This window comes from Gelidibacter algens (genome assembly GCF_001678675.1).
In the GTDB taxonomy this organism is placed as follows: Bacteria; Bacteroidota; Bacteroidia; order Flavobacteriales; family Flavobacteriaceae; genus Gelidibacter; species Gelidibacter algens.
Genome location: NZ_LZRN01000011.1, coordinates 25,199 through 40,307, shown reverse-complemented (window position 1 = coordinate 40,307; position 15,109 = coordinate 25,199). Strand labels below are relative to the sequence as shown.

Genomic DNA, 15,109 nt, shown 5'->3' with positions numbered 1-15,109 from the left:
TAACCGCTACTTCATTCTTCATTAACACTTTATTTCCGTATTAGTCCCTATTTTCAAATCCTCAACTAAATTACCTCTATGAAATATTTCAAACTACTGCTTGCTTTAGTGTTTACTATAGTCGTGTTTATTGGTCTGAATGGCAAATTTGGCAGCATTCCTCCCATGGGTAAATTTTTGAGTCCCAATCAAGGGTTTTGGCAAAACGAGCAGGATGAAAACCTCAGCACCAACATGCCTATTGATGGTTTAGAGAGTGAGGTTACTGTTCATTATGATCAGTATTTGATTCCGCACGTGTTTGCCCAAAATGACGTAGACCTATATCTTACGCAAGGCTATCTCACGGCAAAACACCGCTTGTGGCAACTGGAATTTCAAACCTTTGCCGCTGGTGGACGCTTGGCAGAAATTATTGGCGACAAAGCACTGGAATATGACCGTCAAGAACGCCGCCGGGGCATGGATTTTGGTGCAGAAAAAGCGCTCGAAGAAATGCAGAAAGATCCTGAAACTTTAAAATACATGGAAGCGTATCGTGACGGTGTCAATAGCTACATCAAGCAGTTGCAACCCAAAGACTATCCTGTAGAATACAAACTGCTGGATTATGCACCTGAACTTTGGACTACTAAAAAAACGGCGCTGTTGCTCATGTATATGACAAAAATGTTGGCCGGTGGTGATTCTGATCTGGAATATACCAATGCTCTTAAAAGTATTTGGAAAGGATCGTTTTGATCTTTTATATCCTGATTTTTTTGATATTAACGATCCCGTTATTTCTAAAGAAACCGATTGGAGTTTTATCGATATGAAAATGCCTGAAACGCCTGAATCAGAAATACCCTCTGACTCGATTACCCTTTCAGAAACGCTAGAGAAAACGAATCCTCATAATGGCAGTAATAACTGGGCTGTTTCAGGAGAAAAGTCATATTCCGGACATCCTATTTTGGCCAATGATCCACATTTAAGTTTGAATCTTCCTTCCATTTGGTTTGTCATGCAATTGGCCACCCCAGAGCATAACAGTTTTGGCGCCACACTTCCCGGGGCTTTGGGAATCATTTCAGGGTTTAATAATCATATTGCTTGGGGTGAAACCAATGCCACACGGGATGTTTTGGATTGGTATAAAATCGAATTTAAAGACACCACCAGAAAAGAATATAAACATGATGGCCAATGGAAAAAGACCACACAGCGTATTGAGGAAATCAAAATCAGAAATGGGAAAACGCTTTATGACACCATTATTTATACACACCATGGTCCTGTAACCTATGACCATAATTTTAAAGGCGATAATCCAAAAGCAGGCTATGCCATGCAATGGGTAGGACATATGGGTGGCAACAACCAACGTACCTTTTTAAAATTTAACGAAGGAAAAAATTATGATGATTATCTTAATGCGCTTAAAGGCTATACCGCTCCAGCCCAAAATTTTGTCTTTGCCTCTACCCAAGGTGATATTGCCCTATGGATTCAAGGAAAATTCCCCAATAAATGGGAAGGACAAGGTAAATTTTTATTAGATGGCAGCAATCCGCAACACGATTGGCAAAACTTTATTCCTCAGGCATTTAATGCGCATACTAAAAATCCGGAACGCGGTTTTGTGAGTTCTGCAAATCAGCATCCTGTGGATGAATCTTATCCGTTTTATGTTTTTAACGATGGTTATGAAACCTACAGAAACCGCACTATCAATGATTTTTTCAGATCGAAGGACAAATTCGACATTCAAGATTTTAAGAACTTACAGAACAACAATTACAATTTAAAAGCGTCTGAGTTGCTGCCTTATGTTTTCGCCAATATGGACACCTCCTCATTAAATACTGAAGAAATGGATATTCTTAATACGATCAAAATGTGGGATTTCTACAGCGAAATTGATCAACTGGCACCAAGTATTTGGGAAAGTTGGTGGACCAAATTGTCAGAAATTATTTGGGATGAATATGATGCTGATCCTTTGGTAATGGACAAACCTTTTACTTATCAAACTATTGAAATGCTCAAGAACCAGCCTGAAGATGAATTGATGGATATTGTCAGCACGCCAGAAAAAGAAACCGCAAAAGATTTATTTTTGATTACGTTTAAAGAGACTGCAAAAGAGCTTGTGGAATGGAAGGCAGCACATGGCGATTATAATTGGAGTGCCTACAAAGCTACCTTCGTAGGCCACTTGCTCCAAGCGCTTCCTGCATTTTCTCGATTTGATGTACCTATTGGTGGCGATTACAACACCGTAAATGCCGCTTCAAAAAACCATGGGCCTTCATGGCGAATGATTGTAGAAATGACATCCCCTCCTATTGGCTATGGGATTTATCCAGGCGGTCAATCAGGGAATCCGGGCAGTAAATATTACGATAATTTTATTGATCAATGGGCCGCAGGAGACTATATAAGCTTGTTGTTTATGCAAGATCAAGACGCTAAAAAAGATATTATGGCAACCCAAACATTAATACCAAATCGATGAAAAACAATCTTATTAATTTTGCAGTCACTTTGATTATTGCCATTATCCTCTCTCAATTCTTGCCTTGGTGGCATGTCATGGTCGCAGGTTTTGTCTCCACTTTATTTTTTGGTCTGAAACGTTCGGCTGTTTTTTTTATCCCATTTTTGGCCGTCCTTTTATTTTGGATGGTATATGCCTTTTGGCTAGGCAATGCCAACGATTTTATTTTGGCAGAAAAAATAGCGGTGTTGCTACCATTAGGTGGCAGTTGGCCGCTATTGCTCTTGGTTACGGGTTTTATTGGTGGTGTTGCTGCTGGCGTAGCGGCTTTATTAGGAAATCAATGTCGTCTCTTAATTAAACGATAGTAGCTATTTGTGGATCCCTTTAAAGAGATATGAGTGCTGTCAAACTTGAGATCGACTTGAAAACAAATTTTTAATAAAGCTATATTTCAGACTAAAAATTCTCAAAAATTTTAGGTAATGAAGTCTTTCAAAAATATTTATAGCCAAAAAGGTAGTTTGTATCCCTTTAGGTATTATCTTTGGCGTATTATATACAAATAATTTAATATTTATTACAATGAGTAAAGGAACAGTAAAATTTTTCAACGATGCTAAAGGCTTCGGTTTTATCGTAGAAGAAGGAAACAACAAAGAACATTTTGTTCACATTTCAGGATTAATCGACGAAGTTCGTGAAGGCGACGAAGTTGAATTCGATCTTACAGAAGGAAAAAAAGGATTAAACGCAGTTAACGTAAAAGTTATCTAATATATAAGCTTTTTTAAATGTAGAGCCCCGCAACAAATGTTGCGGGGCTTTTTGTTTTTAATCACCTCCACTAAAAAAAGCTTGGATAAAAATTTATCCAAGCTTTCAATATTGTGCTTCACATCATCTTTAAAATAGATACTTACAATTTTAATATCAGATTCAAGTCTGATATCTCATGTCTCAAAGCGAAGCGGTCTTATTTCTCTAATTAAAACATGTCTCTTCCAGCAAAATGAAACGCGCTTTCAATAGCGGCATTTTCATCACTATCACTTCCGTGAACAGCATTTTCGCCAATAGAGGCAGCATATAATTTGCGGATAGTTCCTTCAGCTGCATCCGCAGGATTGGTAGCTCCAATTAAGGTTCTGAAATCTTCAACAGCATTTTCTTTCTCTAAAACAGCAGCTACAATTGGTCCGCGGGTCATATATTCTACCAACTCACCATAAAAAGGTCTTTCGCTATGTACAGCGTAAAATTCCTTTGCATCAGCAGTAGTCATATGCGTTAATTTTAATGCTACAATTCTGAAGCCTGAAGCACTGATTTTTTCTAAGATTGCACCAATGTGTCCTTTTTCGACTGCATCTGGCTTAAGCATTGTAAACGTTCTATTTGTTGCCATATTTGTAATTTAATTGATTCTGATTAATATTAATTTTTAGTTTTTGGTCTTATTAAATCAAGCACTTTAAAACCCTTATATTTTTATAAAGTACTTATAAATTTCGTGCAAAAGTAAGGCATTTATAACTAAAAACCATATTGTGAATATTAAAAAATTAGTATCTTCGCACGCTATGAATGAACAGGATATTAAAGAAATAAAGGCCTTATTGGCCACCCCAAAACGCATCGTCATTGTACCACACAAAAATCCTGATGGAGACGCGATGGGTTCTACTTTAGGCCTTTGCCACTATCTTATAAAAAACAATCACAAGGCATTGGTGATTGCTCCCAATGATTATCCGGATTTTTTAAAATGGATACCTGGGCAAGACCAAGTCATTATTCATGAATCTGATAGAACCAAGGCAGAAAGCCTGATAGAAAACGCAGACATCATCTTTACCCTCGACTTTAATGCGCTTCATCGTGCTGGAGACATGGAGACTGGTTTGGCCAATTCAAAAGCCATTAAAATCATGATTGACCATCATCAACAACCCGACTCATACGCTGACTATATGTTTAGTGACATCACCATGAGTTCTACCTGTGAAATGATCTATCGGTTTATAAGCATGCTCGGAGATACTGCAGCCATTTATGACCAAATTGCAACATGTCTTTATGCAGGCATTTTGACAGATACAGGATCTTTCAGGTTCTCATCCACTACAAGCACCACGCATTTGGTGACTGCTGACTTGATTGCAAAAGGTGCTGACCATTCTGAAATATACAATGCCATTTATGACACCAATAGTTACGAGCGCCTGCAACTTTTAGGTGTGGCACTTAAGAATTTAAACGTACTTCCTGAATATAGAACGGCATACATTACCCTAACTCAAGAAGAACTGAATGCAGCCAACTTTAGAAAAGGTGATACGGAAGGCTTCGTAAATTATGGGCTTTCTATAAAAAACATTTATTTTTGCAGTCATTTTTATTGAGCACAAACAAGAGGGTATTATTAAGATATCCTTGCGCAGCAAAGGTGATTTCTCCGTCAACGAATTCTCACGAGAAAATTTTGGCGGTGGAGGCCATACCAATGCAGCGGGTGGCAAAAGCGACCTCGGATTAAATGATACAGTTGAAAAATTTATTAGTATATTGCCACGCTATAAACACACCCTAAATTCATGACAAGAGCTCTTCTTATCATCCTTATCTTAACCATCAGCGTCAGTAGTTGTAAGTCTCCCGAAGCTAGAAGACCTATTTCCCAACAAACAGGTTCCTTTATAAAAATTTCGGCAGAACGCAACAAAAAACTACATACTCAAGAGTCTGCACAAATCCAAAATATCATTGATAAAGACACTTCTCAAAACTATATTGCTTCAGAAAGTGGTTTTTGGTACTACTATAATACCAAAGTGGAGAAGGACACCATTACACCTTCCTTTGGAGACATTGTCAATTTTGATTATGACATTAAAGACTTCAATGGTAATGACATTTATTCAGATGAAGACATCCAACCGCGTGATTACGCCATGGATCAAGAAGAACTATTTACAGGACTAAGAGAAGGTTTAAAACTTATGAAACCAGGTGAAACAATCACCTTTTTATTCCCCTCTCAAAAAGCTTATGGTTACTATGGTGACAAGAACAAAATTGGCACCAATACTCCCGTTATTTGCGAAGTAACCGTAAATTCAATAATTCAAAACCAAAACGATTAAAACTATGCGATTGATTCAAAAGGCTTTTGGCCTCATATTGTTAATGCTCCTTGTTACGGCAACTGCCTGCAACGACAAATATCCAGATTTAGAAGATGGATTGTACACTGAAATTATCACAAATCAGGGCACAATGGTACTCCAATTGGAATACCAGAAAGCACCTGTAACTGTGGCTAACTTCATCTCATTAGCTGAAGGTACCAACACGCTTGTGGATAGTGCTTACATTGGTAAAAAATATTACAACGGATTGACATTTCACAGAATTATTGATGAATTTATGATCCAAGGTGGCGACCCTACAGGAACTGGAAGCGGCAGCCCTGGATATAAATTTAATAATGAAATTTCTGACGATCTTAAACATGATAAAGTTGGAACTTTATCTATGGCCAATTCTGGCCCAAACACTAACGGCAGTCAATTCTTTATCACAGAAGGCGCAACACCCAACTTAGATGGTGGCTATAATGTTTTTGGATATCTCGTTATGGGCGAAGATGTGTTGCACACGCTATCAGGGGTTGAAACTACTAAACCTGGCGACAAACCGGTAAATCCTGTCATTATGGAAGAAGTTAACATCATCAGAAAAGGAAAGGATGCCAAAAATTTTGATGCACCAAATGTATTCAAAGATCATTTTGCAAAAGCTGAACAAGAAGAAAAAGAGCGTCTTGCTAAAGAGGAAGAACTGCAAAAAGCTAGAACTGAAAAAAGTGCTGCCGCTGCTGCTGACATGAAACCTGCCTTAGAAACTTATGAAGGGAAATCAAAAACTTTGGCTTCTGGCTTAAAAATGTACAACATTACAAAGGGTACGGGCGATAAACCAAAAACAGGAGCCACTGCAATATTGAATTATGAAGGTTACTATACTGATGGACGATTGTTTGACAGTAACGTAAAAAGTGTTGAAGAGCTGTACGGGATGTATAATGAGCAAAAAGATCAAGCGCAAATGTACAACCCAATGCCAACAAAAATTGGTCCTGATGCTCCAATGATTGCCGGCTTTAGAGAGGCTGCTTCACAAATGCGTGTGGGTGACAAATCATTCTTTTATTTACCATCGCACTTGGCTTATGGAGAGCGTGGCAACCGTGTCATTCCGCCAAATACAGACCTGATCTTTATTATAGAAATGGTTGGAATTGAATAATAGATTGTTCAATTTCCAATAGGAAAATTCCAAATTCAAATATCTATTTTTTTGGAAATTAAAAAGCAGCTTTAAGACCTCTTAAAGCTGCTTTTTAATTTCCAATTATTCCGGTAATAAATTAGTTTACGAAATTTTTTTCAAGCCATTTTTACAAAAAATACATCCTATCTTTTAGCTTGATTTTTGGAATTGGAATTTGGAATTTGAAATTTGAAATTTACTTCTTCGGAATATTCTTCAAAATCTCCAATACAAATTTCCAATATTTTTGTGCAGACGAAATTTGAGCACGTTCATCAGGAGAATGCGCTCCTTTAATATTAGGTCCAAAACTGATCATATCCATCTCAGGATAGTTCTGTCCCAAAATCCCACATTCCAAACCTGCATGACACGCGGCTACATGCGCTTCTTTGCCGTTCATTTCAATATATAGGTTTGATAAGACTTTCAAAATTGCAGAATCCATATTTGGTTTCCATCCTGGATAATCACCTGAAAATTCCACTTCGCAGCCTGTCAGTTCAAAAGTAGCACGCAGCATATTTGCCAAATCCCATTTTGATGTTTCTACAGACGAGCGTGTCAAACATCCAATTTTGATGTCTCCATCTTTAACGATCACTCGTGCTATGTTATTGGAGGTTTCCACCAAATCAGGAATATCAGGACTCATTCTATAAACCCCATTACACGCTGCGTAAAGCGCTCTAGTCAACCCTTCCTGAACCCCTAAATCCATCATCATTGCAGGCGTCTCAATCTTAGAAATTTCGACGGTCAAATTAGGTTCTAGCGTTTTATATTCAGTTTTGATATCATTGATGATTTCTTCCATTTCAGTTTCGAATGCAGCGTCATTCATCGTGTCAACCGCTACGATGGCGTTGCTTTCTCTAGGAATGGCATTACGCAGACTTCCGCCATCAATTTCAGCAATACGCAATCCGAAGTTTTCAAAACCATCAAAAAGCAAACGGTTCATCAACTTATTGGCATTACCCAATCCTTCATGGATATCCATTCCGGAGTGGCCACCTTTCAAGCCCTTAACTGTAATTTTATAACCCGTTTTAAACTCAGGTGTTTCTTCTTCTTCATAGGTTCTTGTCGCCGTGACATCAATACCTCCGGCACATCCAACACCAATTTCATCATCTTCTTCGGTATCAAGATTCAAAAGGATAGCGCCGGTCAATAAACCACCTTCTAATCCTTTGGCTCCTGTCATCCCCGTTTCTTCATCAATGGTAAACAAGGCTTCAATAGCAGGATGCGGAATATCTTTACTTTCTAAAATGGCCATAATCGTAGCAACTCCCAATCCGTTGTCAGCACCAAGTGTCGTGCCCTTCGCTTTTACCCAATCGCCATCCACATACATTTCAATCCCTTGGTTATCAAAATCAAAGTTGGTATCATTGTTTTTTTGATGCACCATATCCAAATGCGATTGCATCACCACTGTTTTACGATCTTCCATTCCGGCCGTGGCTGGTTTTTTGATGATCACATTACCAACAGTATCTTCTAAAGTTTCCAATCCCAATTGCTTCCCGAAATCTTTCATAAAGGCAATCACGCGCTCTTCTTTTTTTGAAGGTCGTGGTACGGCATTTAAATCGGCAAACTTATTCCAAAGTTCTTGAGGCTCTAATTGTCTTATTTCTGTATTCATATGTTGATGTTTATTTATTATTAATGGTCATATGCAATTCGCAAATTTTCATTCGTATCTGTGGCCGAATTTTGCTCATGCTCATTTCATAGGTCTATTTTATGTTGTTTTACAAAGGTAAGGATTCATGGATGTTATATAAAACTATTTTCTATTTTTGAGGCATGCGCAAACACACCAAACTTATTATTGCCCTTTCATTGATCTTACAAATTTTGCTCATAAAAGTATTGGCCAATTTTCCTGAATTTGTCGAAAAATATTACAGCAACGGCATTTACCAATGGATTTCAAAACTGATGCACTTTGTATTTGGTTGGATTCCCTTTTCTGTTGGAGATATACTTTATACTGTAGCAGTACTTTATGTTATCCGATGGTTTTTCAAAAACAGAAAACGCGTTCGACAAGACACAAAAAATTATTTTTTGGACATTCTTTCCGCCGTATCAGTAGGATATTTTGCCTTTCACATTCTTTGGGCTTTCAATTACTACAGGTTACCACTCCATAAATCACTGAACATTAAAAACGAGTATTCTACAGAACAGCTGGTCAAATTTACAGAAGAGTTAATTTTAAAAACCAACGTCATACATGGCATCATTGAAGAGCAAGATACGAGTATGGTTATCATGCCCTATACCAAACGTGAACTTATTGCTTTGGCACCCAAAGGCTATGACCGGCTCGCTAAAGAATATCCAAATCTCGCGTATTGGCCAAGTAGTTTAAAGCGCTCTATTTACAGTCTGCCGTTGACCTATATGGGTTTCAGTGGCTATTTGAATCCATTTACTAATGAGGCTCAAATTGACGGCCTAATTCCTACCTATAAATATCCTACCACAACAAGTCATGAAATTGCACACCAATTGGGGTTTGCTGCCGAAAATGAGGCCAATTTTATTGGCGCGATGGCTGCTATGAAACATGACAATATTTATTTCAACTATTCAGGGTATTCCTTTGCATTGCAGCATTGCTTGAACGATCTTTATGTGAGAGATCCTGCGAAATATGAAGAACTGCTTATCACAATACATATAGGCGTTCTCAAAAATTATGAGGAAGCGCGATTATTCTGGCAATCTTATGAAAACATTTCAGAACCATTTTTCAAAAATACATACAGCGGTTTCTTAATGGCCAACAATCAAAGAGGGGGCATTGAGAGTTACAGTTACGTGGTGGCGCTTTTAGTTAACTATTTTGACACACACCCTTTGTAAAGTGTTAAAAATATCTTAATACCCATCAAAAATGGTCATTATCTTTATCTTTAGAAATCAAATTTCTAACTAATTTCAACCGTATGATTAAACAAATTTTGACTATCATGACCGTCATGTGCAGTTTTTCTATTCTAGCACAGGACTACTTCCCTAAAAACGATGGTGTTGCGACCAAAAACACCAATTACACCGCAATTACAAATGCCAAAATTTATGTAAGCCCTACTCAAGTGATTGAGAAAGGAACATTACTTATAAAGGATGGTAAGGTGGTTGCTACAGGAACCTCGGTAACAATTCCGAAAAACGCGACACAAATTGATGCTTCAGGTAAAAGCATTTACCCTTCGTTTATTGATATGTATTCTGACTTTGGAGTTGAAAAACCAAAGCGTGAAAGTGGTGGCAGAAGCTCACAGTATGATCCTTCGCGTTCTGGTTTTTACTGGAATGACCATGTGATGCCGGAAAACAACGCCATTGATCAATTTAAATATGATTCTAAAAAGGCTGAAGATTTGATCAAAGCTGGTTTTGGAGTCGTTAACACACACATCCAAGATGGCGTTGTGCGTGGTACAGGAACTTTGGTTGCCCTTAATTCTGACGATGATAATTCTTTGCGTATCATCGATGCCAAGTCTGCACAATATCTTTCTTTCAGCAAAAGTGTCACCTCCAATCAATCCTACCCTTCTTCCATCATGGGAAGTATGGCGTTGTTGAGACAACTTTATAATGATGCCGATTGGTATGCCAAAGGCAATTCAAAAACCAAAGATCTTTCCATTGAAGCGTTGAACAACAACAAAGCGATGGTTCAAATTTTTGAAGCTGGCAGTAGAGCTAATGATTTGCGTGCCGATAAAGTAGGCGATCTCTTCAACATCCAATACATTATTTTAGGTGGTGGTGATGAATATGAGCGCATTGATGAAATTAAGGCGATGAACGCCCCAATGATCATCCCAATTAATTTCCCGGATGCCTATGATGTTGAAAATGCGTTTTTGGCCTCTACCCTTTCCGTTCAAGACATGAGAGCTTGGAATCAAAAACCGAGCAACCCAAAATTATTGGCAGATAAAAACGTCACGTTTGCACTGACCACGCACGATTTAAAATCAGCCAAAGACTTCAAAGCAAATTTGATGAAAGCTATTGAAGCTGGACTTTCCAAAGAAAAAGCATTAGAGGCCTTGACTACTGTTCCTGCGCAACTTTTAGGAAAATCTGACAAAATTGGGTCCTTAGCAAATGGCGCTTATGCCAACTTCTTGATTGCTTCAGGAGATATTTTTGATGAAAAAACAACGCTGTTTGAAAACTGGGTACAAGGCCATAAAAACGTGATTGAAAACAGAAATATTGTGGACATATCTGGTACCTATGCCTTTACTTTAGCTAGTGAGGCTTATGAGATGACGCTTTCTGGTGAATCGAGCAAGTTGAAATCAGAAATCACTTCTAACGATAAAAAACGTGGCTCAAAAGTATCTTATGCTGATGATTGGATAAATATTGCGTTTACGACTCAAGATAGCACCAAACAAGAGTTTATCAGAATTGTGGCGAACGTGGATGCCAATAAAAATCTGAATGGAAAGGCCATCATGCCCAATGGTAGTGAAATGAACTTCTTCTCAAAACATACAGAAACCAAAAAAGACGCCACTACTGATGCCAAAAAAGAGGATGAAGATGACGAGAAAAAAGAAGCGACTGCTTTTGTATCGCCAATTACTTTTCCTAATAATGGCTATGGTTTTGAAACCTTACCAAAAGCTGAAACCTTATTATTTAAAAACGCCACAGTTTGGACCAATGAAAAAGATGGCATTTTAGAAAATACCGATGTCCTGATCAAAAACGGTAAAATTGCCAAAATAGGAAAGAATCTTTCTGATGGTGGTGCAACAGTTATTGATGCCACAGGAAAACACTTGACTTCTGGGGTTATTGATGAGCATTCACATATTGCGGCAGCTTCTGTCAATGAAGGTGGACAAAACTCCTCTGCAGAAGTCACCATTGAAGACGTTATTGACGATACAGATGTCAATCTTTATAGAAACTTAGCCGGCGGTGTTACGTCCATTCAAATTTTACATGGTTCAGCAAATCCAATTGGTGGCCGTTCTGCCATCATCAAACCAAAATGGGGACATGCTGCTCAAGACTTAATATTTGATAACAGTCCGAAGTTTATAAAATTTGCCTTAGGTGAAAATGTCAAACAATCCAATTGGGATGGTACGCGATTCCCACAAACCAGAATGGGTGTTGAGCAAGTGTATGTGGATTATTTTACGCGAGCAAAGGCCTACGAGGCCTTGAAAAAAAGCGGTAAACCTTACCGTAAGGATATCGAAATGGAAACTTTGGTTGAAATATTGAACGGCGAGCGTTTTATCTCTTGTCACTCCTATGTACAAAGTGAGATCAATATGTTTATGGAGGTTGCTGAGCAATTCAACTTTACCATCAATACGTTTACCCATATTTTAGAAGGTTATAAAGTAGCCGATAAGATGGCTGAGCATGGAGTTGGAGGATCCACATTTAGTGATTGGTGGTCTTACAAATATGAAGTCAATGATGCTATTCCTTACAACGCCGCCATTATGCATGATGCGGGCGTAACGGTTGCCATCAATAGTGATGATGCTGAAATGAGCCGTCGTTTGAATCAAGAAGCTGCCAAATCAGTTAAATATGGTGGTGTTAGCGAAGAAGAGGCTTGGAAATTTGTCACCTTGAATCCTGCAAAACTGTTGCATATTGATGATCGTGTGGGCAGTATTAAGATTGGTAAAGATGCCGATGTGGTGCTTTGGACGGACCATCCGCTTTCAATATATGCAAAAGCTGAAAAAACTATTATTGAAGGCGTTACCTATTTTGATTTAAAACGTGATGAAATGATCAGAGCACAAATCAAAAAAGAAAAAAGTGAACTGATCAATGAGATGTTACAAGCCAAGAATAAAGGTTTAAAAACACAACCGATCAAGAAGAAAGAAAAGGAATTGTTGCATTGCGATTCGGAGTAGTTGTCAGTTTTCAGTTTTCAGTTTTCAGTAAAAAAATAAAATAGTCGTGCATTCGTGGCACAAAAACGTAACCATATGAAAAACATAATATATACACTCATAATAATTCTGTGCACCTCCTTTGGGTTTGCACAACAAACACCAGCAGCAAAGCAATCGAAACCGATTGCCATTACTGGTGCAACCGCACATTTGGGCAATGGCGAGGTCATTGAAAACAGTCTTATCGTTTTTAAAGACGGCAAACTGACCACGGTGTCAAGCAATACTCAAATAGATCTTTCAGGAATGGAAGTGATCAAAGCCGATGGCAAACATGTCTATCCGGGGTTTATCGTGCCTTCTTCTACCCTCGGTTTGGTGGAGATTGACGCAGTAAAAGCAAGCTCTGATGACGATGAGATTGGAGAAATGAATCCTCACATTAGGAGTATCATCGCCTATAATGCCGAATCTAAAGTGGTGGAATCGATGCGCCCAAATGGGGTGTTGATGGGACAGATTGCACCTCAAGGTGGCCGAATTTCAGGAACCTCATCAATAGTCCAATTTGATGCCTGGAACTGGGAAGATGCTACCGTAAAAGTGAACGACGGTATCTATATGAATTGGCCAAGTAGCTTTAGCCGCGGTAGATGGTGGCTTGGTGAAGATCCTGGATTAAAGATCAATGATAAATACAGCGAGCAGGTGGATGATTTGATTTCCTATTTTAATGAGACCAAAGCTTACGCCGCTGGAGATCAATCTATAGTCAATTTACCATACGCCGCTACTCAAGGTTTATTTGATGGGACAAAAAAGCTGTACATCAATATTGATGATGAAAAAGGGATTACAGATGCAATTCATTTTGCAAAAAACAATAAGGTGCAACACATGGTCATTGTTGGTGGCAGCGAGTCTTACAAAGTAGCCGACTTGTTGAAACAAAACAACATTCCTGTGATTTTGCAACGTGTCCATCTTTTGCCAAGTCAAGACGATGATGATTATGACATGTCTTATAAATTAGCAAGATTATTGGTAGATAAGGGTGTGATGGTCGCTTTAAATGCTGGCGGACAAATGGAGCGAATGAACTCAAGAAACCTTCCTTTTTATGCAGGAACTACGGTTGCCCACGGCTTAGAAAAAGAAGAGGCTTTAAAGCTCATTACTTCAAACACTGCTAAAATATTAGGAATCGATCAAGATTACGGCACCTTGGAAGAAGGTAAAAGTGCCACATTATTTATTAGTGAAGGTGATGCCTTAGATATGCGTACCAATAAACTAACTCATGCTTTTATTGACGGTCGATCAGTAAGTTTAGAAACACACCAAACTGAATTATACCACCGTTATGATGAGAAGTATAAGGCTGAGAAGTAATTTTTGAGTTCGAAGTTGGAAGCGTGAAGCAACAAGTTTACAATACCCCACTTCGATTTTAAAAGAAATATTTTAAATTTGGATAAATCTGTCACTCTCAACATGGAGAGTGACAGATTTTTTTTATTTATTGAATCATTTCGGCGCCTTCTGGTCTGCCATAGACTCTAGGATCCATTTTGACGGTGGTCAACATCGGACTCACAAATTTGGTTTCACTCTTTATGGTGGTAGGTTGGTTGTTTTCAACAGTGTACCAAACCATCGTTTCCGGCACTACTATACCTTCAACCTCTTGCCAATTGGTGTAATTGATAAAATGCCATGCTTTACTTTTTTCGTCTTTGCCAAAAGTAACGGTATATGCCAACCAAGCCATTTTATGTGTATCGGCATCATAATACAAGATATACTCATCATCAGAAGATACGCCAACGCCAGTTTCATATGAAATTTGGATGCCTGGGTATGTGTTACCCTCAAAGATTAAAGGTTCTGCCTCAGCATACATAACACCGTCATCGGCAAGAACGAAGGGCATTGCATAAAAATAGAACATCAGATTATAGTAAAATTTTGGATTGCCGTCATAGGTGCTTTTATCCCTATTTTTCATCCAAAGGACTTCTCCATCAAATCCGATGGTATGCTTAGGCATTTCAATAAGCGCATAACGGTCTTTTAGATCGGTAGTTGTGATTTCATAACCTCCAGGTTTTTCTACAGAAAACTCCAAAGTAGCCATTTCGTTCCAAGTATCAAGTCCGCCATGGGCATCAAAAACTTTAGTCAAATTATCGGGATAGACACTTGTGGTCACATCAGGTTCTGCCTCAGTATAAGGCTCAGTTTCGGTTTTTGTTTCGGTAGTTTTGTCTTTGCAAGACACCATAACCGCAAGCAGCATTAATAAATACAGGATTTTTTTCATAAGTGAGTGTTTTTGTTTGATCATTTGACAACTAAAGCGTTT

Annotated in this window: 12 protein-coding genes and 1 pseudogene; 10 read left to right on the top strand and 3 right to left on the bottom strand. The window is 38.4% G+C overall.

What is annotated here, in order from left to right:
- Window positions 1–78 precede the first annotated feature (78 nt).
- The 4 genes from A9996_RS20825 (at window position 79) to A9996_RS07240 (ending at window position 3,259) form a co-directional block, all read left to right on the top strand.
- Window positions 79–741 carry a penicillin acylase family protein gene (locus tag A9996_RS20825; RefSeq protein ID WP_282955925.1) on the top strand — a complete coding sequence of 221 codons (663 nt, stop codon included), beginning with the start codon at window positions 79–81 and terminating at the stop codon, window positions 739–741.
- Window positions 707–2,500 (top strand): penicillin acylase family protein, encoded by a 1,794-nt coding sequence (locus tag A9996_RS07250; RefSeq protein WP_282955924.1) that lies wholly within the window; start codon window positions 707–709, stop codon window positions 2,498–2,500. The genes A9996_RS20825 and A9996_RS07250 overlap by 35 nt, the downstream gene beginning before the upstream one ends.
- Window positions 2,497–2,850 carry a hypothetical protein gene (locus tag A9996_RS07245; protein WP_066432713.1) on the top strand — a complete coding sequence of 118 codons (354 nt, stop codon included), beginning with the start codon at window positions 2,497–2,499 and terminating at the stop codon, window positions 2,848–2,850. The genes A9996_RS07250 and A9996_RS07245 overlap by 4 nt, the downstream gene beginning before the upstream one ends.
- A 217-nt stretch (window positions 2,851–3,067) precedes the next feature.
- A complete protein-coding gene (locus A9996_RS07240; protein ID WP_066432710.1) occupies window positions 3,068–3,259 on the top strand; it encodes a cold-shock protein in 192 nt (63 codons plus the stop codon).
- 211 nt (window positions 3,260–3,470) lie between these two features.
- On the opposite strand, the gene A9996_RS07235 is transcribed toward A9996_RS07240, so the two are convergent.
- The gene (locus A9996_RS07235) at window positions 3,471–3,890 is read right to left on the bottom strand and encodes a nucleoside-diphosphate kinase (protein WP_066432708.1); all 420 of its coding nucleotides are present in this window, start codon (window positions 3,888–3,890) and stop codon (window positions 3,471–3,473) included.
- A gap of 175 nt (window positions 3,891–4,065) precedes the next feature.
- Here A9996_RS07235 and A9996_RS07230 point away from each other — a divergent pair.
- The 3 genes and pseudogenes from A9996_RS07230 to A9996_RS07220 all read left to right on the top strand — a co-directional run bounded on the left by A9996_RS07230 (window position 4,066) and on the right by A9996_RS07220 (window position 6,793).
- Window positions 4,066–5,083, top strand: a pseudogene (locus A9996_RS07230) (DHH family phosphoesterase).
- Complete coding sequence (gldI, locus tag A9996_RS07225; RefSeq protein WP_066432707.1) at window positions 5,080–5,628, top strand: gliding motility-associated peptidyl-prolyl isomerase GldI; 549 nt, start codon at window positions 5,080–5,082, stop codon at window positions 5,626–5,628. Before A9996_RS07230 ends, gldI begins: the two are co-directional and overlap by 4 nt.
- Before the next feature lie 4 nt (window positions 5,629–5,632).
- Window positions 5,633–6,793 carry a peptidylprolyl isomerase gene (locus A9996_RS07220; protein ID WP_066432706.1) on the top strand — a complete coding sequence of 387 codons (1,161 nt, stop codon included), beginning with the start codon at window positions 5,633–5,635 and terminating at the stop codon, window positions 6,791–6,793.
- A 220-nt stretch (window positions 6,794–7,013) separates the two neighbouring features.
- Here the strand turns inward: A9996_RS07220 and A9996_RS07215 are convergent, their stop codons facing one another.
- Window positions 7,014–8,474 (bottom strand): aminoacyl-histidine dipeptidase, encoded by a 1,461-nt coding sequence (locus A9996_RS07215; RefSeq protein WP_066432705.1) that lies wholly within the window; start codon window positions 8,472–8,474, stop codon window positions 7,014–7,016.
- Between the two features lie 164 nt (window positions 8,475–8,638).
- Here A9996_RS07215 and A9996_RS07210 point away from each other — a divergent pair, with 164 nt between their 5' ends.
- From A9996_RS07210 to A9996_RS07200, 3 genes are all read left to right on the top strand, one after another.
- Window positions 8,639–9,706: a DUF3810 domain-containing protein gene (locus A9996_RS07210; RefSeq protein ID WP_066432704.1), complete on the top strand. Its 1,068-nt coding sequence runs from the start codon at window positions 8,639–8,641 to the stop codon at window positions 9,704–9,706.
- 83 nt (window positions 9,707–9,789) lie between these two features.
- Complete coding sequence (locus A9996_RS07205) at window positions 9,790–12,762, top strand: amidohydrolase family protein (RefSeq protein ID WP_066432702.1); 2,973 nt, start codon at window positions 9,790–9,792, stop codon at window positions 12,760–12,762.
- Between the two features lie 75 nt (window positions 12,763–12,837).
- Window positions 12,838–14,136, top strand: coding sequence for an amidohydrolase family protein (locus A9996_RS07200; RefSeq protein WP_066432845.1), 1,299 nt, complete (start codon window positions 12,838–12,840; stop codon window positions 14,134–14,136).
- Between the two features lie 127 nt (window positions 14,137–14,263).
- Here A9996_RS07200 and A9996_RS07195 read toward each other — a convergent pair whose 3' ends face one another.
- Entirely contained in the window at window positions 14,264–15,067 is an 804-nt protein-coding gene (locus tag A9996_RS07195; protein WP_066432843.1) for a DUF6503 family protein, read from the bottom strand.
- Window positions 15,068–15,109 lie beyond the last annotated feature (42 nt).